Source organism: Enhygromyxa salina (assembly GCF_002994635.1).
Lineage (GTDB): Bacteria > Myxococcota_A > Polyangia > Nannocystales > Nannocystaceae > Plesiocystis > Plesiocystis salina_B.
This window is the reverse complement of sequence record NZ_PVNL01000135.1, coordinates 468,865-491,125: the sequence shown is the minus strand read 5'-3', so window position 1 is coordinate 491,125 and position 22,261 is coordinate 468,865. Positions and strand designations below refer to the sequence as shown.

Annotated in this window: 16 protein-coding genes; 7 read left to right on the top strand and 9 right to left on the bottom strand. The window is 68.8% G+C overall.

What is annotated here, in order from left to right; genetic code table 11:
• Window positions 1–5: 5 nt before the first annotated feature.
• Genes ENSA7_RS36275 through ENSA7_RS36260 form a run of 3 tightly spaced genes read right to left on the bottom strand, consistent with a single transcriptional unit; the run spans window position 6 to window position 5,316 of the window.
• Window positions 6–1,973 (bottom strand): hypothetical protein, encoded by a 1,968-nt coding sequence (locus ENSA7_RS36275; protein ID WP_106093988.1) that lies wholly within the window; start codon window positions 1,971–1,973, stop codon window positions 6–8.
• Window positions 1,974–2,016: 43 nt separating this feature from the next.
• Window positions 2,017–3,474 (bottom strand): hypothetical protein, encoded by a 1,458-nt coding sequence (locus tag ENSA7_RS36270; protein WP_146158545.1) that lies wholly within the window; start codon window positions 3,472–3,474, stop codon window positions 2,017–2,019.
• A gap of 39 nt (window positions 3,475–3,513) precedes the next feature.
• On the bottom strand, window positions 3,514–5,316 hold the full coding sequence (locus ENSA7_RS36260) for an AMP-dependent synthetase/ligase (protein WP_106093985.1): 1,803 nt from the start codon (window positions 5,314–5,316) through the stop codon (window positions 3,514–3,516).
• A 223-nt stretch (window positions 5,317–5,539) separates the two neighbouring features.
• Between ENSA7_RS36260 and ENSA7_RS44580 the strand changes: the two genes are divergently transcribed.
• Window positions 5,540–6,616: a hypothetical protein gene (locus ENSA7_RS44580; RefSeq protein WP_244924024.1), complete on the top strand. Its 1,077-nt coding sequence runs from the start codon at window positions 5,540–5,542 to the stop codon at window positions 6,614–6,616.
• Between the two features lie 106 nt (window positions 6,617–6,722).
• Here the strand turns inward: ENSA7_RS44580 and ENSA7_RS36250 are convergent, their stop codons facing one another.
• Window positions 6,723–7,550, bottom strand: a complete 828-nt coding sequence (locus tag ENSA7_RS36250) for a glucose 1-dehydrogenase (protein ID WP_244924023.1) — start codon at window positions 7,548–7,550, stop codon at window positions 6,723–6,725.
• 26 nt (window positions 7,551–7,576) lie between these two features.
• Here ENSA7_RS36250 and ENSA7_RS44575 point away from each other — a divergent pair, with 26 nt between their 5' ends.
• The gene (locus ENSA7_RS44575; protein WP_181234449.1) at window positions 7,577–9,478 is read left to right on the top strand and encodes an IgGFc-binding protein; all 1,902 of its coding nucleotides are present in this window, start codon (window positions 7,577–7,579) and stop codon (window positions 9,476–9,478) included.
• A 122-nt stretch (window positions 9,479–9,600) separates the two neighbouring features.
• Entirely contained in the window at window positions 9,601–12,447 is a 2,847-nt protein-coding gene (locus ENSA7_RS36235) for an MSCRAMM family protein (protein ID WP_181234448.1), read from the top strand.
• Window positions 12,448–12,458: 11 nt separating this feature from the next.
• Here the strand turns inward: ENSA7_RS36235 and ENSA7_RS36230 are convergent, their stop codons facing one another.
• Window positions 12,459–13,898 carry a cytochrome P450 gene (locus tag ENSA7_RS36230; protein ID WP_106093981.1) on the bottom strand — a complete coding sequence of 480 codons (1,440 nt, stop codon included), beginning with the start codon at window positions 13,896–13,898 and terminating at the stop codon, window positions 12,459–12,461.
• Window positions 13,899–14,003: 105 nt separating this feature from the next.
• Window positions 14,004–15,971 (bottom strand): protein kinase domain-containing protein, encoded by a 1,968-nt coding sequence (locus ENSA7_RS36225; protein ID WP_181234447.1) that lies wholly within the window; start codon window positions 15,969–15,971, stop codon window positions 14,004–14,006.
• Window positions 15,972–16,229: 258 nt separating this feature from the next.
• On the opposite strand from ENSA7_RS36225, the gene ENSA7_RS36220 reads away from it, so the two are divergent.
• Window positions 16,230–16,784, top strand: coding sequence for a hypothetical protein (locus tag ENSA7_RS36220; RefSeq protein WP_106093979.1), 555 nt, complete (start codon window positions 16,230–16,232; stop codon window positions 16,782–16,784).
• Complete coding sequence (locus ENSA7_RS36215) at window positions 16,781–17,098, top strand: hypothetical protein (protein WP_181234446.1); 318 nt, start codon at window positions 16,781–16,783, stop codon at window positions 17,096–17,098. The genes ENSA7_RS36220 and ENSA7_RS36215 overlap by 4 nt, the downstream gene beginning before the upstream one ends.
• 19 nt (window positions 17,099–17,117) lie before the next feature.
• Here the strand turns inward: ENSA7_RS36215 and ENSA7_RS36210 are convergent, their stop codons facing one another.
• The gene (locus ENSA7_RS36210; RefSeq protein WP_106094095.1) at window positions 17,118–17,924 is read right to left on the bottom strand and encodes an SDR family NAD(P)-dependent oxidoreductase; all 807 of its coding nucleotides are present in this window, start codon (window positions 17,922–17,924) and stop codon (window positions 17,118–17,120) included.
• Between the two features lie 33 nt (window positions 17,925–17,957).
• Between ENSA7_RS36210 and ENSA7_RS36205 the strand changes: the two genes are divergently transcribed.
• Window positions 17,958–20,051: a M1 family metallopeptidase gene (locus ENSA7_RS36205; protein WP_181234445.1), complete on the top strand. Its 2,094-nt coding sequence runs from the start codon at window positions 17,958–17,960 to the stop codon at window positions 20,049–20,051.
• 12 nt (window positions 20,052–20,063) lie between these two features.
• Here the strand turns inward: ENSA7_RS36205 and ENSA7_RS36200 are convergent, their stop codons facing one another.
• Together ENSA7_RS36200 and ENSA7_RS36195 are read right to left on the bottom strand one after the other, a co-directional pair.
• Complete coding sequence (locus ENSA7_RS36200; RefSeq protein ID WP_146158542.1) at window positions 20,064–20,627, bottom strand: hypothetical protein; 564 nt, start codon at window positions 20,625–20,627, stop codon at window positions 20,064–20,066.
• Window positions 20,628–20,635: 8 nt separating this feature from the next.
• Complete coding sequence (locus ENSA7_RS36195) at window positions 20,636–21,259, bottom strand: bifunctional 4-hydroxy-2-oxoglutarate aldolase/2-dehydro-3-deoxy-phosphogluconate aldolase (RefSeq protein WP_181234444.1); 624 nt, start codon at window positions 21,257–21,259, stop codon at window positions 20,636–20,638.
• A 196-nt stretch (window positions 21,260–21,455) separates the two neighbouring features.
• On the opposite strand from ENSA7_RS36195, the gene radC reads away from it, so the two are divergent.
• Window positions 21,456–22,214 (top strand): RadC family protein, encoded by a 759-nt coding sequence (gene radC / locus ENSA7_RS36190; protein ID WP_106093975.1) that lies wholly within the window; start codon window positions 21,456–21,458, stop codon window positions 22,212–22,214.
• The last annotated feature ends 47 nt before the right edge of the window (window positions 22,215–22,261 follow it).

Genomic DNA, 22,261 nt, shown 5'->3' with positions numbered 1-22,261 from the left:
TGGGCTCACTTCGGACCGCGACCGTCCCCAAACAGAACCTCGCGATTGCCGACATAGGGCAGCGCCGGCCTCGGGACCGTCTGCGACCCCTCGACCGGCGGGATGTCCCAGCGCATCAAGCCTTGCCGGGTCGAGATCAAGAACAAGAACGAGGGATCGTCGAGCGAGCGGGTAAAGCTGAAGCGCAGCCGGGTTGGATTGCCGCCGCCGTCATCCGCCAACACCTCCACGTCCATGGTCGGATAGTCAAAGGTCGAGCCGGCGGCCAGCGAGTGATCCGAGCGGCGAAAGAACAGCTCCCCCGCGGTCAGCAGCCACGCGCCGCGGATCGCCGCGAGCTCGAGCACCTTGTCGCTGGGGCGAAACACCCAGATCGGGTAGTCGCCGCCGAGCGCGAGCGAGCGCCAGCTGTTGGGCTCGGGCATGCCGTGGACGTGGAGCACGAACGGGCCATACATGCCGACCGACTGGCTGGGGCCGTTCATCACGATCACGTCGCGGCCGGCGAGCTCCTGGTCGAGCAGATCCCCCTCGGTGAACGCGGCGGCGTTGGACGCCTGCATGCCGTCGAGGTGGACCAAGTAGCGACGCGTCCACTTTAGATCCTCGACGGTGTGGAGCCACAGCATGACCGCGGCGATCGGCAGCAGCGCGACGCCGAGCACCCGCTGCACCACCAGTTTCGCCGCCCGCCCGCGACCGAGCAGCAGCCGCGCGCAGCCAAACATGATCAGCGAGACCGCCACGCACGCGCCCAGCTGCGCGACCACCAACAGGCGCGAGTGCGCGGGCGCGACCGAGATCGGCAGCAGCCCGAGCGCGGCGCCAAGCAGCACGGCGCGCAGGGTTCGGCGCTCGTCGTCGCGCAGCCCAAACCGCGCGAGCACCAGGCCGACCGCCGCGACCGCGACCCCCACCCGGCCGAAGTTGGCGTGAGACTGGTGGTAGCCAGTGGGCGTGTCGCTGGGCCACAGCTCGTTCCACCACTGCGCCCCGGGGTGCCGAAACACCTCGATTGTGGACGCTGGCACGGCCCACAGCGCGCCCGTCGCGAGCTTGGGCAGACGCAGCTGAACCCACCCAAACCACGCGCGGGGCGAGTTGATCGGATCCGCGTAGACGTCGGCGCCGATGGTGCCGTAGCCGAGCAGCTTGTGGCAGGTGAGATACACGAACACCGGGACGATCGCGGGGACCAGCGCGCGCCCGCGGTCGCGCAGCCACGCGCGGGTGGTGGACGTGGCGACTCGCGGACCCGCGAGCAGCTCCCACGCGGCCACGTACACGACCACGCCCAGGCCATACTCGCCGGCCGCGAGGCTCAGGCTCATCAGCGCCAGCTCGATGATCGGCCCGTGGCGGCGCAGCCAGCCCGGCGTGTCTGGATCCGGCTGGCGCCACTCGATGTGGGCCCAGATCGCCGCGAACCCGAGCGTGGCGCAGACCAGCACGCAGCGGTTGGCCAGCCACCCGAGGGGGGAGTCGAACGCGGCCTCGCAGGCGTAGAGCAGCACCGCCAGCGCGGCGGGCCAGCGCGGGAGCATCCGTCGGACGCACAGGCCAAACCCGAAGATCGAGGCGGCGAACCACAGCAGCGAGTGCACGTGCCACAGCCGGACCGCGTTGGGTGCGATCACGTGATCGAGCCACAGCAGCAAGCTCGACAGCGGACGCAGGACCGCGCCGTGAAAGTCGGCCTCCACGAACCACGGCAGCGTGCCCTGCTCGACGTGCGGCACGACGCTGGCGCCGCTGCGGGCGAACGCGTAGAGATCGAAGGGGACGTAGTGCTCGCCGGGGTACGACCCGTTGATCATCGCGTCCTGCATGTAGTCGTCGCTCAGCGGGCCGATCTCGACGGCCGGCCAGCGCACGGCGATCGCCGCGATCGCGACCAGCAGCAGCGCGATCAGCCAGCGGCGGCGCTCGTCGCGAGCGAGGGGCTCGCGCGCGAGCGGGACGGCGGGGAGCATCGCGGTGGAGTCTACCGCCCGCGGCGGTCAGCGTCGCCCTCGCTCAGAAGCTGGTCGGCAGATCCCAGGTCGACAGCGGCATGTTGCCGACGAGGTACTTCGCCGGCACCCACCACAGCTTGCCGTCCGGGCTCACCGTCACGCGCCCGAGCGCTGGCATCACGCCAAAGTCGGTCACCTCGGCGCTGAACGGATCAACCGCGACAATCGACAGATCCGACAGCGAGGCATAGACGAGACCCGAGAAGCTGTCGTGGCTCAATGTCGTGATCCCGGCGTCGAAATCCATGACCGGGGTGGCCTCATTCAGCGCGGTGTTGAATCGCAGCAATTCCCCGGTGTCGAGGGCGATCAGCAAATGCACGGAGGTGAGCGGGGCCGCGGCCGTGACCCGCGACTCGAACATGGTCAGGAACTGCTGGGTCTGCTGGTCGAGATCCGCGGTGTCCAGATTGCCGTTGGCCTCCGAGTTGCCGACGTACAGGCGCAGATCGTCGCCCCAGGTCAGGCCCATCGGCCCCGCGTCGCCCGCGTTGCTGCCAAACGGCCCGTTGGCGCCCTGGGTGGGCGTGCCGGGCAGCACGATCGGCAGCGGCACCATCGCGCCTTCGATCAGCCGCGCGACGCCCTGCGGCGGATCGACGAAGCAACCGCAGGTCGGGCAGCAGGTATAGGTGATCGCAACTTCACCGAGCATGTCCCCGCCGTCGGTCATGGGCGGGCCGGCTGGGCTCTGAATGTCGCCGACCAGCGGCGCGGCCGGGTACTGCGGGTTGAGGGCCTTGAGCACCTTGACCTCGCCCATGTTGAGGTTGGCGACCCCGTCCCACTGGGTCAGCGTCGCGTCCACGGTCATGCGCCGCACGTAGTCGGTGCCGCTGCGCAGGGTGACCATCCACGCGGTGCAGTCATCGGCGAACTCGAGGTCGAAGATGTCGGTTGCGAACGGACCGTTGAGGTCGGCCTCGCTGGCGGGGTTGCAGGGGATCGGGCGGTCGCACACGCAGCTGTCGCCCCAGCACTGGTCGCCCTCGCAGGCCACGGAATTGCACGGCGCGATCGGGATGCACGCGCCCTGATCGTCGCAGACCGAGCCTGGGCCGCAGTTGAAGTTGCCGCAGGCCGTCGCGTCGCCCGCGAGGGTGCAGGGCGCGTCTGGATCCACGCACTCGCCCGAGATCACGTCGCAGACGAGGTCGGGCTCGCAGACCTCGGGGTTCGGCTGGCAGCCGTCGCCGTCGCCGTCGCCGTCCCCGGGATCGCCGTCACCATCACCGGGATCGCCGTCGCCGTCGCCGGGATCCCCGTCGCCATCCCCGTCCCCGTCTCCGGTGCTGTTGGTCTCACCGCTCTCGCTGGGATCGCCGTCGCCGTCGCCGTCGCCGTCGCCCGCAGTCTCGGCTGGCCCTGAAGTCGCGTCCGCGACCCCGTCGTCACTGCACGCGAGCAGGAGCAGCGAACACGAGGTCAGGACGGTCAGGGTCAGGGCAGCGGGGCGCATCCGTGGACCTTACCACTCGCCCACGGGCGCGCCCACAGCTCAGTGCTTCTCTTCGTAGAACGCGTCGAACAGGTGCCCGTACTTGCTGCTGACGACCTTGCGCTTGACCGACAGCTTCGCGGTCAATTCGCCGGTCTCGATCGAGAAGTCCTTGTCCAGGATCTCGAACTTCTTGATGGTCTCGTAGCTGGCGAGCTCACTGTTCGACTCGCTGATCAGCCGCTCGACCTCGGCGCGGACCTTCGAGTCTTTGCACATCTGCTCGTAGGTGCCAGACACCCCAACCTGCTGGGCGAACGAGCCGATCTGCTCGGGATCAATGGTGATCAGCGCAGAGATGAATTTGCGGCGATCACCATGGACCACACATTGCGAGATGATCTTGTGGGTCTTGACCAGGTTCTCGATCCGGGTTGGCGCGATGTTCTTGCCGCCCGCGGTGATGATCAGGTCTTTCTTGCGATCCGTGATCCGGACCGCCTGGGTCTTCGGATCGAGCTCACCAATGTCACCGGTGTGCAGCCAGCCGTCTTCGTCGATGGTCTCGGCGGTGGCCTCGGGGTTGCGCCAGTACTCGCGCATGACGCCGGGGCCCTTGATCAGGATCTCGCCGTCCTCGGCGATCTTGACCGTGGTCCCGGGCAGCGCCGCGCCGACGGTGCCGATCTGGTTTTGGTGGGGCAGGTTGATCGTGGTCGCGGCCGAGGTCTCGGTCATGCCGTAGCCCTCGATCACCGTGATCCCGGCGTCGCGGAAGAACCACGCGATCTTCTTCGAGAGCGGCGCGCCGCCCGAGATCATGACCCGCATCCGACCGCCGAGGATCTGCAGCACGCCCTCGCCGACCTTGGCGAACACGGCCTTCTTGAGCATCCCAAACATCGCGCTCTCGACCAGCCCAAGCCGGTCGCCGCGCTCCTCGAGCTCGCCGTTCTTGACCGACAGCTCCATGGCCTTGACGAACAGCGTGCGCTTGACCCCGTCCGCCGAGGTGCCCTTCTCGACCACCGCTGCGTAGAATTTCTCGAACACGCGCGGGACCCCGGCCATCAGGGTTGGCCGGACCTCGCCGAGGTTGGGCTTGATCGTGTTCATGCTCTCGGCGAACGCCAGCACGTGGCCCGTGCCCAGCCACCCGACCTCGAGCACCTTGGCGAACACGTGCGCCATCGGCAAGAACAGCAGCTGGATGTCGTCTTGCCGGATCACGTCGGCCTCGGCGGTGACCTTGGCCTCGTAGAGCATGTTGCCGTGGGTCAAGACCACGCCCTTGGGCCGCCCGGTGGTGCCCGAGGTGTAGATGATCGTGACGAGCGAGTCGGGGCCGAGCGTCGCGCCGCGCTCTTCGAGCTGCGCGTCGGTGGTCGACTCGCCCGCGGCCAGGAACGCCTCCATGCTCACGACCCAGTCGTCGTCGACGCGCGTGTCACCGCGCCACTGCACGACCTTCAGCACGTCGCCGAGCTCGTCACGCTTCTCGATGAATTTGTCGACCTGATCCGCGTTCTCCGCGAACACCAGGCGCGCGCCGCTGTGGTCGGTGACGTACTGGCACTCGTCGGGGAGGTTCGACGGGTAGATGGGGACGGTCACCGCCCCCGCGGCCAGGATCCCGAGGTCGGTGGTGATCCACTCGTACGCGGTCCCGCCGATCACGTTGACCCGATCGCCCGCGTTGACACCCGCGGCGATCAGCGCCTTGCCGACCTTCTTGGCGTCGTCCCAGACTTTGGCCCAGGTCACCGGTCCATACTTGCCGTCGACCTTGGCCAGACAAGCTGTGTCGTTGCCGCGGTTTTGGGCGTGATCGTGGAGCAGATCGAGGATCGAGTTCTTGGCCATGGCGTGGAGTTCTCTCGTCGGCGCTGCGCGAAGTTGCGCGTCACACTGTCGGTCGTGATTTATCTAGTTATGGAAGGGCGTTCAAGTGACTGCGCAGATGCTCGGTCCGAGCGCACTGTCGGTGCACGGATCGGCCATTGCGATGGCGTCGTGGTCTGTGTAGATCGGAGGTATGCGCGCCGATCTGACTCGAATTTCTGCCTTTTCCATCCTCTCGTTGGTCATGCTGTCCGCCTGTGGGGGCGACGACGTGACCGAGGGCGGCAGCGGGGCCGAGTCCGGCACCGAGACCGCGGACACGACCGGCGAGTCCAACAGCGAGAGCGTGGGCGAGAGCATGGGCGATGGCGATGGCGACCCCACGGGTGATGGCGACGGGGATCCGGGCGACGGCGACGGGGATCCGACCGGTGACGGCGACGGGGATCCGACCGGTGACGGCGACGGGGATCCGACCGGTGACGGAGATGGGGACGGAGATGGGGACGGAGATGGCGACGGAGACGGAGATGGAGACGGCGATGGCGATGGCGATGGCGACGGAGATGGCGACGGCGATCCGATCATCCTCCCCGGATGGATCCTCAGCATCGACGAGGTCGACGCGACCACCGACCGGCTGATCCGCATCAGCGTCGACGACAACGACGTCGGCACGGTCACCGAGATCTGCGCGGACATCATCCTGCCCAACAACATCCCGGCCAACACCAACTTCACCTCGCTGACCTTCAACCAGAACGTGCTCTACGCTTCGGCGCAGGACAACGCGATCGGCGACACGCTGATGGTCATCGATCCGTGTACCTGCGAGGCGACCGAGATCGGCAAGTACGGGTTCACGAGCGTCAACGGCATCACCTCCAACGAAGCGCAGAGCATGTTCGGGGTGGCCGTGACCGAGGACGTGATCATCGACATCGACCCGGGGGACGCGAACTCCGTGGAGCTGCAGCCGCTCGGCTCCAACTGGGGCTCGACCGGCCTGACCTGGTCGCAGCCAGTGGACAACGTGCTCTACGGCATCAACGCGACCACGGATCGGCTCTACACGTTTGACGGCGACACCGCGATGGAGCTCGATCAGATCCAGCTCAACGGCAACTTCTCGTCGGTCGGCCTCGAGCTGCACCCCACCTTGGGCACGCTGTACGGGTGTGGAATCGCGGGTCAGCAGCGCTCGCTCTACACCGTGGACGTGCAGAGCGGCGACGTCACCCAGATCGCGGCGAACGTGTGGGCGGCCAGCTGCGACAACATCGCGGCGCCGTTCGGGCCGGTCGACTGCATCCCCATGTGAGCTTGGGGGCTCCTCGCCATCTGGGCCACAGGAGTCTGGCACCAGGTGCAGGGCGTCGTCCTCACCGATGCAAAACCAGGTCTCCGCATCGTCACACACCGTCTGATCAGCGCGCCGTGGTGCCACCGTCGATCGGAAGCTCGACGCCGTTGAGGAAGCTCGCCGCCGGGCTCGCCAGAAACAGCACCACCTCCGCGACCTCCTCGGGCCGGCCCAGGCGACCAGCTGGGCTGACGCGCTCGAGGATCTTGCGCGCGCGCGCAGGGTCGGGCGCGGCCTCGATCATCGCGTGGACCATCGGCGTGTCGATGTACGAGGGGTGCAGCGAGTTGCAGCGAACCGCGTCCCCTCGCTCGGCGCAGTGCAGCGCGATCGACTTGCTCAGCAGCCGCACGGCCCCCTTGGAGGCGCAGTACGCGGCGAGCTTGGCCGCCCCCCGCAAGCCCGCGACCGACGAGAGGTTGATGATGCTCGCGTCACCGGTCTCGCGGGCACTCCGGCGCAGCAGCGGCAGCGCGGCCTTGCAGCCCAGGAACACCCCCTCGACGTTGACGGCGTGGACCCGGCGGAAGTCCTCGAGGCTGGTGTCCTCGATTGTGCCCATGATCCCGATCCCGGCCGAGTTGACCAGCACATCGAGCCGCCCGAGCTCGGCTTGAATCGCAGCGACGACCGCCGACCACCGCGCCTCGTCGCTCACGTCGTGAACCATGAAGCGAGCGCGTCCGCCAAGTTTGCCGACCAGCGCTCGACCGCGCGGCTCGTCGATGTCGGTCAGCACGACCGTGGCCCCCGCGGCGATGAACCGCGCTGAGCAGCTCGCGCCCAGCCCCGAGGCTCCGCCCGTGATCAACACGACCTTGTCTGTGAAGTCGAACACGCGCGCAGCTTGACCGCCGATCCCGGCGCGGGTCAACACGGCGTGGTGACGCACGCGCTGGCCTTCGATATGCTGGTTGGATGCTTCGTTCGTCGTTGGCCTGGACTTGCTTCGCTGCGTTCACCCTCACTGCTTGCAACGGAGCGCCGCCCTCGAGTGAGGCCGGCAACGAAGGTGTGTCGACGACTCCGATCACCACCGAGACCGGCAACGACGGAGATGGCGACGCGGGCGATGGCGACGGTGACCCCGGAGATGGCGACGGAGATGGCGACCCGGGCGACGGCGACGGCGACGGCTCGACCACCGGGATCAAGTTCGATCTCAACCCTGCCAGCGACGGTGGTGACGGTGGCGGCGTCCTGTGCTCGGACGACCTCAAGCAGATCCTCGACGAGAACAACACCGTGCTGGCCAACTGCGAGCCTGGGACCGCCTGCTTCGAGGGCGACTGCATCGAGATGTGCCTGGCCGCCGGCCTGTCCAAGGGCTCGATCGGCTGCGAGTACTACGTGCCCACCCCGCCGTTTTACTCGAACCAAGCCGGCAACGGCACGACCTTCGACGGCTCGTGCCACGCCGTGATGATCGCCAACTCCTGGGACACCCCCGCCCAGCTCGAGCTCAGCTTCCTCGGCCAAGACTACGACTACGCCGCGCACGCGCGGATCCCCAGCGGGATCGGCAACAACGTGGTCTACGACCCGATCCCACCCGATGGTCTGCCCGCCGGTCAGGTCGCGATCTTGTTTCTCTCGCACAACACCAACGCCGCCAACGGCGGTAACCCGCTGACCTGCCCGGTACCCCCGGCGCTGGTCAATCAAGATGCCGTCGTGTTCGGGACCGGCTCGCTCGAGGCCTGGGAGATGATCTCCGACACCCCGGTGACCGTCTACGACATCCTGCCCTACGGCGGCGCGAGCAGCTACCTGCCCTCGGCCTCGCTGCTGCAGCCGCGCACCGCCTGGGGGCAAAATTATGTGATCGCCAATCCCCACGACACCTCGGGCTACGCCTGGCTGCTCGCCGTCGCTCGCGAGGACAACACCACCGTCTCGATCAACGTCAGCACGCCGGTTCAGGCCGGCACGATCATGGTCCCGCCGGTCAACACCCCGACCGACTACATCATCAACGCCGGCGAGACCTTGCAGTGGATGAACGCCACTCAGCTGGCGGGGACCATCGTCGCCTCCGACAAGCCGATCGGCATGTACTCGGGTAACACCTACCTGCGGGTTGCAACCATGGACGTCAACGGCGGCGGCCAGGACTCATCGCACCAGCAGCTGCCGCACGTGCAGGCGCTCGCCAGCGAGTATGTCGGCCCCGGCATCCCCACCCGCAAGTCCAACATGCAGCCCGAGAGCGTGCTCTACCACATGGTCGGCATGGTCGACGGCACCGAGCTCAGCTACGATCCCGCCCCGCCGGCCGGCGCCCCGGCGATGCTCGACCTCGGCCAGATCGTCGAGTTCGAGTCGTCGACCTTGTTCACGATCCGCTCGCAGGACGACGATCACCCGTTCTCGTTCACCCAGTACATGGCCGGGGCGATCAACCCCCACTTGGGCGGCTGTCTGGGTCAGTGCGCCGGGCTCGGTGACGAAGAGTGGATCAACCTGGTCGCGCCGGCCCAGTACATGCGGCGCTACGTGTTCTTTGTCGACCCCACCTACGGCGTCAGCAGCTTGGCGATCGTGCGCACCCAGGGCACCAACGGATTCGAGGACGTCGAGCTGGCCTGCTATGGGGTCGTCGATGGTTGGTCGTCAGTCGGCAACGAGGGGCTCTACGAGGTCGCGCATCTCGATCTGTACCGGGGCGGCGTGGGCCAGTGCGCGCAGAGCCAGCAAGAGGCGTGGAGCGTGGCGCCGTTTGGGATCATCGTGTGGGGGGTGGACCACTACGCGAGCTATGGGTATCCGGCGGGTGGGAACGCGCGGACGATCAACGACCTCGTCGTTCCGGTCGGGTGAGTCAGTCAGCGGTCCATCATGTACAGTCGAGTCGATGTCGGCCGACAGCCGCGTCACGGTCGGAGAGTCGCGGCGTGAACCAGCAAAATCGACCAAACTCGAGGCCGCATTGGCTGGTGCTCGTGGGCCTGCTGATCGGTTTGCTGGTCGTCGGTTTCGCGGTCCGTTTGAGCACGGCAGACAAGCCGGACGACGACGGCGCGACCGGGTCGAAGATGGCCAAGCGGGCCGGACCGGGGCCGGCGCGTGCGCGTCCCGAGCAGCCCGAGGCGCAGCGCCTGTCGGTTGGTGTGGTCGATGGCACCGGACAGCCGATCGTGGGGGCGCAGGTGTGCCTGCTGCTGACAGGGCGCGAGGTCCTGGCGCAGCGCTGCGCGGCGACGGATGCGGGCGGCTTTGTCGACGACCTCGAGGTGAGCGCGGGCGAGCGCTGGCGAATCGCCGTCTCGGCCGAGGGCTACCGGCCGGCCATGGTCCCCCGACCCGGCGAGCTGGCGCCACGCGGCGACCACGTGCAGGTGACCCTGCGACGCGGCGGGGTTCGTGTGACCGGGGTCGTGGAGGACGCGACCGGGGGGACGATCGAGGGGGCGCTAGTCCGAGTCGAAGACGCTAGCGGCGCGGCGATGGCCGCGAGCGTGTCCCGGGCGGGCGGCGAGTTCGAGCTGTGGGCGAGCGAAGGCCACGCGAGGATCGAGGCCGCCGCCGACGGCTATGTGAGCGCGAGCGAGCGACTGGTCGTGCCCAGCGGACCGGTCCAGCTGGTGCTGCTGCCCGAGGCGGTCATCGCCGGGCGGGTGCTCGACGCTCAGACCGGGGCGGCGATCCCCGACGCGCTGGTCTCGGCGCGGCGGACCGACAACGACGCTCGTGAGGGCAGCGACGACGGTGTGTATCGAGCCCGGAGCGACGAGCAGGGGCGCTACGAGATCCGTGGGTTGCCGGGCGGAGTGTTCGGGCTCAGCAGCCACGGCCCGTGGGGCGAGGGGGCGAGCGAGGGCGGCGTCACTGTCGAGTTCAGCAGCCGGACCGAAGGCGTCGACATCTTGATCCACCGTGGAACGACGGTTCGAGCGCGGGTGGTGATCGCCGAAACTCAACACGGCTGCCCCGGCGCCGAGGTCTCGCTGGTGGAAGAGGACGTCGGACGTCGACTGGCGAGCTCCGCCGACCTCGACGGGCGCGTCGAGCTGTCGGTTGCGGGAGCCGGCAGCTATCGAGTCGCGGTGCGCTGTGAGGGGCACCGGCTCGTGGGGGATTCGCCGGTCCTCCAGCTGAGCGGAAACCCGAGCGACGACGAGTCGATCGAGCTCATGGTCGAGCGCGGGTTCGTCCTCCGGGGTCGTGTCTCGGGCGACGGCGAGCCGATCGCCGAGGCTTCCGTCGCGCTCATCGCTGCGCGCGGGGGCCCGCCCGCGGCGGTGGCCGTCGCCAACTCGGCGGGCAAGGTCGAGCTCTCGGGCCTCGACGATGGCGAGTACGTGGTGACCGGCGTGGCGCCGGGCTGGTTTCCCGTCGACGCACAGTTGCGCGTCACGATCCCGCGTGACGACTCGTTCGAGCTGGCCCTGCGCGCGGGAGGATCGCTGCGCGGCGGGGTCGTCGAAGTCGGCGGACGACCCGTCCCCTCGGCGCGGGTGCTCGCGGTCCGTCGCTCGGTCAACGGTCGCTGGCGGGGCGAGACGCTCACCGACGCCGAGGGACACTTCGCGTTCGCCTCATTGCCGCCGGGGAGCTATCAGGTCGACGTCTTGGCCGAGGGGGGCCAGCCGCTCACGACATCGAGCGGCGCAGCTGCGTCGGCGAGCGCGAGCGTCGAGGGAGGCGAGGCGAGTGAGCTGGAGTTCGTCGTTGTCCCGCAGACCGGGGTGATCACCGGGGTCGTCGTCGATGGCGACGGCGAGCCGCTGACCGCTGCGTTCGTGTGCGCCAAACCGGATGTTCTGCCGCCGGACGCGGTCGTGTCGCGCGGTCGGTGTGCGCCGCGGATGACGGATGTCGACGGCAGCTTCGAGATCCGCCGGCTGTCGGGCGGGCAGTTCACGCTCGAGGCTCGGGTTCGCGGCGGCGGTGAGGCGGTTCTGTCCGGGGTCGCAATCGGCGACGACGTCGAGCTCGTGGTGCGTGACACCGGCTCGTTGCAAGGCAGCGCGCACTACCGCAGCGGCGCGTCGATCCCAGATCTGCTCGTCGTCGAGGTCGTGCGAACGGACGCGGCGGTGCGTCGGCGGGACGTGTTCCTGCGGACGCGCGGCGAGTGGTCGATCGCGGGGCTGCCAGTTGGTCGCTACCAGGTGCGCATCAAGGCCAGCCAGGGCGCGGGTGCGGTCGAGGCCGAGGTTGGAGCGGGGCGCAACGACGCTGGCGACGTACCGCTAGACGATCTGACCCAGCTGATCGGACGCGTGGTGCGACTCGAGACCGGCGAGCCGCTCGCCGACTTTCGCGTCGTCGCGACCGCGCTCGATGCCCAGCTCCGCAGCCGCTACGTCCACGAGGACGCGCGCAACGTCAGCGACACGAGCGGGCGCTTCCTCATCTCCGATCCGCCGACCGGGCGGGTCACGCTGCACGTGATTCCGAAGAACTTGCACGCGCGCCCGCCCGATCTCACCGAGGCGCACCTCAGCGTGACCGTGAACCCGGGCGCCCCGCTCGACCTCGGCGACGTTGGCGTGCCGACGCGCCGACTGAGCCCCGACCAGCGAGCGGCGTCGTTCGGGTTTCGCCTGGTTCGTTGGGACCACGTCGCGGATCAAGCCGACCAGGTCGCGCGGGTGATCAGCGTGGAGCCGGGAGGCGCAGCCGCGGCGGCGGGGTTGGAGGTCGGTGACGTGATCACGGCGATCGACGGCTACGACGTCGTGGGCCGCCGCTACATCCTCCAATATCTGCTCGCGGCGCCGGTTGGGACGTCGGTCGCGTTGGACACCGAGCGCGCGCCGGGGCTGGTGTTGGTCGGGAGCTGAGATGGGCGCCTCTAGCTCAGATCCACCAGCTCATGAATGTTCCCACGCACCCGCTTACCCGCGGGCGCCCCCCCACGATCCCGCGCGAGCAGATCAACCGTCATGCCCGGCAGCGGCCCCATCAACACACCACGAGTGGTGTACGACACCCGGGCCCCCGCCGCCAAGCTGACCCGAAACCGGCGCAGCAACATGACGAGGATGACACGCTGGATCTGTGCGCCAAGGCTCATGCCAACGCACAACCGCGGACCAGCGCCGTAGGGCATGTACTCGTAGGGCCCCGGCGAGCAGCTGAGCCAGCGGTCAGGCACAAATCGGCGCGGCTCGGGAAACACTGACTCATCGCGATGGCTGATCAGCGGGCTCAGAATGACCGTGGCGCCAGCTGGCAGCTCGTGGCCCCCGAGCGTGAACGAGTCGGTGCTGCGCCGAAAGAACAGCAACGCGACCGCCGACAATAGTCGCATGCTCTCTTTGATCACCCGATCGAGCAGCGGCAGGGCCATGACGGCGGCGTGATCGTGCACGTCGACGCCGTCGACCTCGTCGATGAGCGCCGCTTGAATCTCGGGGTGCTGGGTCAGCAAGAACAGCGTCCACGCCAGCGTGTGGGCGCTGGTGTCGTGCCCCGCGATCAACAGCATCGCGACCTGACCGAGCAGCTCGTCGTCGACCGCCTCCGATGACCGCTGATCCGGCTCGCTCGCGTAGGCGGTGATCAACGCCGACAGCATGTCGTCGCCAGCGCTTCGCTCACGGCGCTCGCGGATCATCTGCTCGACGCGGTCTCCCAGCCGCTCAGAGGTGGTCAGGAACCGGCGGAAGGGCGTGCCCGGAACGTTGACGGGCAGCAGCATGTTCGCTGGCGAGAACACGCGCGACAGATAGTCGAGGACCAGCTCGCCCAGGTCATCCGAGGGCCCGCCCGCGGCCGTGGCGTCCACGTCGAACAGGCAGCGCAGCGCGACGCTCAGGCTGAGCTCGACGCACAGCGAGTGCGCATCGAGCTGCTGCCCCACGGCCAAGCGATCCAGCGTGCGCGCGGTCGTGTCCGCCGTCATCCGGGCGTAGGTTGCGAGCCGGTGCTTGGCGAACAGCGGCTGGATCAAGCGTCGGCCGTGCTGATGCGCGAGTCCGTTTTGGTTGACCAGACTCAGCGAAAATTTGGCCGCGGCGCTGCCGGCCGGGAGCTTGACCGGATGGTCGGCAAGATTGTGAAAGCGGTCGCCGTTGGTCAGGACCTCGCGGTTGTGCGCCGAACCAATTGCGAGCAGCCAGCCGGGATCGTCGCGGGTCAACGGCGCGACATCTCCGTACTGCCGTTGCAGGCGGAGCATCGCCTGGACCGGCTTGGCGAGGAATCGAATCAGGTTTCCACGCGCGCCGACCAGTGGCATTGGCCGGGGGCCAGGCAGGACGACCGGCGGGAGCTCGACGAACAGTTGCATGGACCCACGACCCTAGCCGAAGCACGCGGCGCCATCACGCAACATCGTTGACGAGCGAACGCGAGCGAGGTCGTGCGTTTCTGCGCTCGTGAGTCGCTCTCGCGCCTAGAGCAGTGCCGCGAGCGCGAGCTCAACGCGCCGTTGCTGCTCGGCGGCGGGATCGTGAACACCGAGGCCAAGATCGATCGCGCGGCGCAGCAAGGTCGAAGCCTCGAGCAGCCCGTGAAAGGTGGTGGTGCGCCGATCCTCGAGGCTCCGCAGTCGGTCGAGCCCGTCGAGCAGGCGCTGGCGCTCGAGCTGACGCTTGCCAGGATCGCTGGCGCGCGCGTCGACGGCCGCGAGCGCGCGAACCATTGTCGCTTCGTCGAGCTCGCCGAGCTCGCGGTCGAGGCGGGCGAGCTCGCGTACTCGCGCCTCGAGCTCGGTGATCAGCGGCTCGACCGGCCCAGTGAGGAGCTCGAGCTCGCGCGCCTCAACCAGCCCGGTGAGCTCGGCGCGACGATCGACGAGGCGCTGGACCAACAGCGCGAGCTCGCCGAGCTGCGCGCGGACGTCGGCGGGGGTCGGCCCCGCGGAGGTCCCGTCGAGCAGCGCGGCGATCCGCGAGACGAGCGGATCCGAGGCCGGCAGCGCGGCCGGCTGCGCTCGCAGCTGATACAGCGGCCGAAGTCGCCGCTCGACGATCGCCGAGCTCGCGCGGCTGCCCGCCACCACGCTGGTGATCACCCCCGCGGCCACGGTCCAACCGATCACGGCCCCCGCCACGCCGAGGCTCGCCATGCCCGCGCCCAAGATGGTGGTGAGGGCCAGCGCGCCGATCGCTATCCCCGTCCAGCGGCCGCTGCGGTTGGGTTGGACCACGCGCACGTCGAGGCCCAGCTCGGTCAAGCGCGCGCACAGCTCGTGGGCGGTCTGCTCGTCGAGCCGGTCGAACAAGCGAGCCGGCAGGCGCTTGCGCCAGACCAACTCCTGGTCCGAGTACAGCGTCACGTCACCGATCACGAACTCGTCGGCGCGCAGCGGACCCTGAGCCACGGAGTAGACGAACTCGCGCAGGCTGGCGAGCAGCTGGGCGTCCTCGCGCAGGGTCGTGAGCTCGACGCCCCACGTGGGCGCGCTTCCGTCTTGGTGCACGAAGCGGACGCCGAGCCGGCCACACGCCAGACACAGGCGCTGACCCAGGCGCAGAGCGGCGCCGCAGTGCTGGCACACGGTCTGATCACCCTGCAGCAGTCCATCGCCCGCGCCCCCGCGCAGCACCCACGCGATCTCGGCCGCGCTGTCGGGCCGCTGCTCGGGCTGCTCGGACAGACAGCGGCGCAGGAGCAGATCCAAAACCGGCGGGGCGTCGCGCCGCAGCGCCGTGATCAACGGCAGCTCGAACCGCTCGCGCAGCAGCGCCGGGCCCTCGCCAAACGGGAGGTTGCCGGTCGCGGCCTGCCACAGGATGACCCCCAGCGAGTACAGATCCGCGCGCTGATCCACGACCGTGCGCATCAGCTGCTCGGGCGCCGCGTAGGCCGAGCCGGTGATCAACAAGCTCGATGCGGTGTGACTCGACAACAGATCCACCCGCGCGAGGCCGACGTCGGTCAGGACCACGCGCCCTTCGGCGGTCCACACGAGATCTCGCGGGTGCAGGTTGCGGACCACGGCGCCACCGAGGTGCACCGCGTGCAGGGCGTCCGCGAGCGCGGCTCCGCGGTGCGCGAGCTCGTCGATCGGGATCGGCGCGCGCTCGAGCCAGGTCGAGAATCGCTCGCCCTCGGGCTCGAGCCGCAGCCGCCATGGGGGCGGCGCGGCGGGATCTCGGGGATCCGGGCGGGGGCCGGTCGCCAGCACCGGGGCCACGCTCGCTGCTGCGCACTCGACCAGGCGCTCGACGTCCCGGACCCAGCGGCGTCGCACCGACTCGTCGCGCGCGAACTCGGGCGAGAGCCGGCCGAGGACCGCGAGTCGACCGTCGGCCAGCCGCAGTAGCCAACGCTCCTCGGAGCCGGCGTCCCACGGCCCCTCGACCAGCTGCCAACCATCGAGCGGCAGCCCCTCCAGGTCGGCGAGTATGCTGTTCAAGACCCCCACAGCCATCGTGCACCTCGCCGCCTGCGGCCGAGTCGCGGCCGGTCGTTGCGCTGCTCGGGCCGCGCAGGTCCACGAATCTACCAAGTATTGACCCCCGCGGGCACACTGCACTTTGTCAAACTGATCCGCGGCTCAGGGTGCGTCACTGGCCTTCGCGGCCGCGAAGCCAAGACGAAGCTGTATCGGGCCGCGCCGAGAATTTCCCCGGCCTGCTAGCGCCGACGCCCAGTTTTGGCTTAGTTTTGGGCGGTGCAGGTCACCGGCCATGTCATTCGCTCGCGCTATACGTACGTGCGCAGGCAAGGCGAAGAGGCCTTCGCGCGCGTGATCGCCGAGCTTGGCACCGAGGGCCGCAAGATCATGGAGGAGGGTCCGCTCGAGACCGTCTGGTATCCCTACGACGTCTACATCGAGCTCAGCACCACGATCGACCGCGTGCTCGGCAAGGGTGACCTACAGCTGGTGTTCGAGATGGGCTCGTTCTCGTGCGAGCACAATTTGACCGGTATCTACCGGGTCTTCTTTCGGTTCGGCAACATCAATTTCCTGGTCGACCGCGCCGCCAAAGCGTGGCATTCGCAGTACGACTTTGGCGTGATGAAGACCGTCCGCGACCCAGACAACAAGAACCGGGTGACACTCGAGCTCTCGGAGGTCCCCCGGCCCAGTCGCGTGCTGTTCCTCGCGGTCAAGGGCTGGGTGGTCAAGGCCGCGCAGCTGTGTGGCTCCGAGTTGACGAAGACCGAAGACGAGTTCAGTGAAGAGCCCGGCTCCACGATGCGCTGGGTGTTCGAGTACCTGTGAGCCGGCCATCGCCCAGTCGTGCCAGCTTGGTGGAGGCCGCTTGTCGGCTCGCCCGCGAGCTGCACCACATCACGCCCCCGGAGTCCGAGCTCCGCGAGCGCATCGAGTACGTGATGTGGGGCCGCAAGCGCGCGTGGGACTGCCTCGAAGACGGGCTGATCACCGAGGTCGAGCTGCGCCAGCTGCTGATCGACCACATCGACTACGAGTGCGCCCACGCGTCGGGGCACTCATGGCCGGAGTTCGATCCCGACGCGCGCCAGCGCTTCATCGAGCTGATCGACCAGCTCTTGTTCGGCCGCACCGCGATCTGACCCTGCGACCCGCTCGGCCTCAAGACGCGCTGTCGCCGAGCGCGGCCTTCATGATCAGCACGCGGCGCCGCCGGGGAAGCCGCGCGAGCAGCAGCGAAGCGAGCTTGTTGGCGATGCCCGGGATCATACTTGGCGTGCTCGGCCGCCAGCTCAGACCGGCGAGCGCCTCTTCGACGACCTGGGCGGGATCCATGACCGGGCCCTGGGCCGTGCTCGCGGCCGCCTCGAACCCGGGCGTGCGCGTGGCTCCTGCGACGCAGGCGAGCACGTCGACGCCCGCGCCCTTCAGCTCACCCCACAGGCTCTCGGCCAAGATCAGATCAAACGACTTGCTGGCGGCATACACGGCCAGGCGCGGGGTGCCTTGCATGCCCGCCATCGAGCTCATCAAAACGATCCCGCCGCGCCCGCGCGCTCGCATGGCGGCGCCGAGCTCGTGACACAGCACGATCGGACCCCGGCAATTGACGTCGAGCATGCGCAGCTTGTCCTCCAGGGTCTGCTCGAAGAACCCGCCAATGCGCGAGTAGGCGGCGTTGTAGATCAGCAGGCCAACCTCGCGCGGGCCGACGCCCGCGCGCACGCGCTCGAGCAGCTCGGGGTCGGCCAGATCCAGCGCCAGCGTGTGAACCTCGACGCCGTGTCGCTCGCTGATCGCCGAGGCCGTGGTCCGCAGCGGCTGCTCGCGCCGCGCGATCAGGATCACGTTGAGTCCACGCCGCGCCAGCGCGTGCGCGTAGGCTTCGCCGAGACCTTCGCTGGCCCCGGCGATCAGCGCCCAGGGCCCGTAACGCTCCACGAATTGCGGCTGGATCGTCTCGCGCATTGGCAGGATGATACGTCACGGTATAACTCGGCCGTGCTCGTGCCCGAACCTCGCCTCGCGCTGGCCTTTGTGGTGCTGCTGACCGGCTGCAAGAGTGAGCCCGCGCCGCAGGTCCAGGCCAAGCCCGACCCCAAGCCCGACCAGACAGAGCAGGCCGTGACCAACGACGCGACTGATCCAGCGACGAACCCGACCCCGAGCCTGCTCGCGGCCGGCCCCGATCCGCACTCCTTCAGCCGCCCGGATCAAGTGCGCGTAGTTCACGTCGGGCTCAACTGGGTCGTCGACTTCGACGCGCAGACCCTGACCGGTGACGCGGTGCTGCTGCTCGATCGCGTGGACAAGACCGCGCCGCTGGTCCTCGACAGCCGCGACCTCGACATCAAGCAGGCCTACGCGATGACGCTGGATGCCAGCCCGGGTCCGCTCGGGGCCCCGGAGCTCGGTCTGGATCAGGTCCGCAACGCCCCGGGTGACGCGGACGCGGCCGGCTGGGTCGAGACCAGCTGGGAGGTCGGCAACACCGAGTCGAGCTTCGGCGCGCCGATCTTCATCGACCTCCCGCCCGAGGCCAACGCGGTCAAGCTGCGCTACGCGACCCGACCGGGCGCGACCGGGCTGCAGTGGCTCGAGGCCCAGCAGACCGCGGGCAAGCAGGCGTCTTACCTGTACAGCCAGTCCCAGGCGATCCACGCCCGCTCGTGGATGCCGTCGCAAGACAGCCCGGGCGTGCGCGCGACCTGGGACGCCGTCGTGGTGGTTCCGCGCAAGTACACCGCGGTCATGGCCGCCGAGCAGCTGGGCGAGCTGTCCAGTGAAGCCGGTGAAGCGGGCGAAGCCGGTGACGGGGCGACCCGCGCGTTTCGTTTCGTCATGCCGCAGAAGGTGCCCGCGTACTTGATCGCGCTCGCGGTCGGTGATCTCGAGCGCCGCGAAGTCGGGCCGCGCACGGCGGTGTGGGCCGATCCAACCGTGGTCGCGGCCGCGGCCGACGAGTTCGCCGACATGGAGGCGATGCTGACCGAGGCCGAGCACCTCTACGGCGACTACGCCTGGGGTCGCTACGACGTGCTCGTGCTGCCGCCCGCGTTCCCGTTTGGCGGGATGGAGAACCCCCGCCTGACCTTCTTGACCCCCACGCTGCTCGCGGGCGATCGCTCGCTGGTCTCGGTCATCGCCCACGAGCTCGCGCACTCGTGGTCCGGCAACCTGGTGACCAACAAGACCTGGGGCGACCTGTGGCTCAACGAGGGCTTCACCGTGTACTTCGAGCGCCGGATCATCGAGCAGATCTACGGCACCGAGCGGGCGGCGATCGAGGCGGTGATCGGCAAGCGCGAGCTGGTCGACGAGCTGACCGACCCCGAGCAGATGGGCGACAAGCCCGACTTTCAGCGGCTCGCTCAGGATCTGCGCGGGATCGATCCTGACCAGGCCTTCTCGGGGGTGCCGTATGAAAAGGGCGCGCTGCTGCTGGTCGCGCTCGAGCACGCCTACGGGCGCGAGGTGTTCGACGAGTTCTTGCGCAAGTGGTTCACGACCCACGCGTTCGGCAGCGTCTCGACCCCCGACTTCATCGACTTTGTCGGCATCGAGCTGGTCGGCAAGCACCCGGTGCTCGACGGCCATCACCACCCGCCGCTCGCCGAGTGGATCGACGGCGCCGGCCTGCCCGACGACGCGCCCGAGCCCTCGGCCGAGCCGCTGGATCTGGTTCAGGCCGAGGCCGAGCGGTTCGGCGCGGGCGAGCTTCAGGCCAAAGAGATCCGTGCCAAGGGCTGGACGCCGTGGCACTGGCTGCACTTCCTGCGCTCGCTGCCGCCGGCCGCTGGGGCGGAGCAGATGGGCGAGCTCGACCAGGCCTTCGAGCTGACCAAGTCCAGCAACGCCGAGATCCTTGGTGAGTGGCTCGAGATGGCCGCGCGCCACCGCTACGAGCCCGCGTACGCGCGCATGGAGTCGTTCTTGATCGAGGTTGGGCGGCGCAAGTTCCTCACGCCGATCTACCGGGCGCTGACGCAGACGCCCGAGGGGTGGAAGCAGGCCAACGCGATCTACGCCAAGGCTCGGCCGGGCTACCACTCGATCAGCCGCGCGACCCTCGACAGCCTGCTGCGCGTGCCGTAGCTGGGCCCGGGGCTACTCGCTGGTCTCGTGGAGAATGTAGCCCTGCCGGCTGCAGGGATCCGTCACCAGCATCTCGATCCGCTGGTTGGCGGCGAACGACCAGTTGAAGACCTGAACCAGCACGCTGCTCAGCTCGTACCAGCCCTCGCTGGTGGTCGTCAGCGTGCTCGAGTCCGCGACCAGCTCACGGACGATGTCCGTTCGCCAGCTGCCGGGGTCGTCACAATTTTCCTCGCAGTAGGTCATGCTGATGCGGACCTTGAGCAGCGGCCGCTCGAGGTCGGCGTTGACGACACGCACGCCCAGCCACAGGTGTTGACCGCCTTGAAACCCGCTGTGGACCTCCGCGGGCTGATCCGCCGCGAGCGGCGAGAACTCCTCTTGGCCCTCACCGAACTGCAGCTCGAGATCACCGCTGAGCTCGCAGCTTGGGTCCTCGACGAACTTGGCCGTGTCGTCCGAGCAAGACGTGAGGTCGTCGTCGCAGGGCGGGCCGCCTGCGGGTGGCGGCTCCGGACACCCGGTGAGCAGGATCGCGGGCAGCACGAGCGCGGGCGCAAGCAAGGATCGAGGCATGGGTCGGATCATATTACGCGAGACACGATCGCCCGGGCCCGGGCCTCGATCGCGTCCCAGTTGCCCGCGTCGATGTCGGAGCCGAACAAGCTGGCCACGAACCCGCCGGCCCACGCACCCGCGGCGAACCACTGATCCATGTTGTCGACGTCGATCCCGTTGGTCGGCACGACCTTCAAGAACGGCAGCGGCCCTAGCACCGAGCGCAGCCAGCTCGGCCCGCCCGCGGGCGCGGGGAACAGCTTGCACAGCTGCGCGCCAGCCCGATGCGCGCGGAGCATCTCGGTCGGCGTGTGGGTGCCGGGCATCGCCGCGACCCCCAACGCCCCGGCCGCGGCGATCACCGCCTCGTCGACCACGGGCGAGACCAAGAACCGCGCGCCAGCCTCGACCGCGAGCCGGGCCTGCTCGACCTCGAGGACTGTCCCGGCGCCAACGATCACGCCCTCACGCCGGGAGAACTCGGTGATCAGCTCGTAGACGCCGGGGGTCGTCAGCGTGAACTCGACGATCTCGAAGCCGCCGCGGATCGCCGCGGACATGGCTTGCTCGGCCTTGCGTTGATCGTTGGCCCGAAGGATCGCGGACACGCGCGCGCGCCCGAACTGCTCGACGAACTGTGCCGGAGTCACACCGCGAGTATGCACGGGTCTGGAAGTCGCTCGACGGCCAAGTTCTGGGTTCACCGAGTGAAGCGCAGGGCCTGGCCAAGTGGCCCGCCTGCGGGCCACCGTCCCGGCTACGGGCCACCCGCGTGCACGCACACACGCACAAGTACCCGAGATCACAGCCCTCCCACCTGGCACGAGCCTCGAATTACACCCGGACATGCACCTCGAGCTCGCCCCTGATCTCTCCACCTTCGAGTCCACCCCGAAAGCCGAGAACGCCGACGCCGAACCCGAGCCGTGCACGCTGCTCGAGCGGCCCCGCGAGCGCATGCTGCTGTACGGCCCGGCGGTGCTGGGCGACGTCGAGCTGATCGCGCTGTTGCTGGGTGGTGGACGCGCCCTGCACCGCGCTCGGGCGGTCCTCGACGCAATCGGCGGCCTCGCTGGGCTGTCGCGCGCGTGCCCCCAGGAGCTGCGCGAGATCAGCGGGATCGGCGACGCGTCCGCGACCGCGCTCGCGGCCGCCGTCGAGCTCAAGCGCCGCATCGATCGCATCGAGCTGTCGTGGGGTCGGCAGCTGGTCACCCCCCGCGACGCCGAGCTGTTCTTGCGCTCGATCCTGCACGGCGCGTCGCAAGAAAATTTTGTGGTGATCGGTCTCGACGCGCGGCAGCGGGTTCGGCTGGTCCGCACGGTGGCGGTCGGCACCCTCACCCGCGTCGAGGTCCACCCGCGCGAGCTGTTTCGGCCGCTGATCCGCTCGGGCATGCACAGCTGCTTGCTCGCCCACAACCACCCGAGCGGCGACGCGACCCCCAGCGAGGCCGACGTGCTGCTGACCGAGCGGATGGTCCGGGTCGGCCTGTTTCTCGGGATCCCGGTGATCGATCACATCGTCATCGCCGACGACAGCTTCGTCTCGCTCGCCGAGCTCGGCCTGCTGCCCACCGACCTCGCGTGCTTCGACGACTCTTAGTCACTGCGCGAGAGATCGTGGTGCCTGACCACGTTGCGAATCACAAC

Bases quoted from the DNA above. Each gene is read 5' to 3' on its own strand.
- ENSA7_RS44580 (WP_244924024.1), top strand. From the start codon at position 5,540: ATGCTGTCCGCCTGTGGGGGCGACGACGTGACCGAGGGCGGCAGCGGG.
- ENSA7_RS36230 (WP_106093981.1), bottom strand. From the start codon at position 13,898: ATGCAACTGTTCGTCGAGCTCCCGCCGGTCGTCCTGCCTGGCCCCCGG.
- ENSA7_RS44575 (WP_181234449.1), top strand. From the start codon at position 7,577: ATGCTTCGTTCGTCGTTGGCCTGGACTTGCTTCGCTGCGTTCACCCTC.
- ENSA7_RS36275 (WP_106093988.1), bottom strand. From the start codon at position 1,973: ATGCTCCCCGCCGTCCCGCTCGCGCGCGAGCCCCTCGCTCGCGACGAG.
- ENSA7_RS36260 (WP_106093985.1), bottom strand. From the start codon at position 5,316: ATGGCCAAGAACTCGATCCTCGATCTGCTCCACGATCACGCCCAAAAC.
- radC (WP_106093975.1), top strand. From the start codon at position 21,456: ATGCACCTCGAGCTCGCCCCTGATCTCTCCACCTTCGAGTCCACCCCG.
- ENSA7_RS36270 (WP_146158545.1), bottom strand. From the start codon at position 3,474: ATGCGCCCCGCTGCCCTGACCCTGACCGTCCTGACCTCGTGTTCGCTG.
- ENSA7_RS36210 (WP_106094095.1), bottom strand. From the start codon at position 17,924: ATGCGCGAGACGATCCAGCCGCAATTCGTGGAGCGTTACGGGCCCTGG.
- ENSA7_RS36200 (WP_146158542.1), bottom strand. From the start codon at position 20,627: ATGCCTCGATCCTTGCTTGCGCCCGCGCTCGTGCTGCCCGCGATCCTG.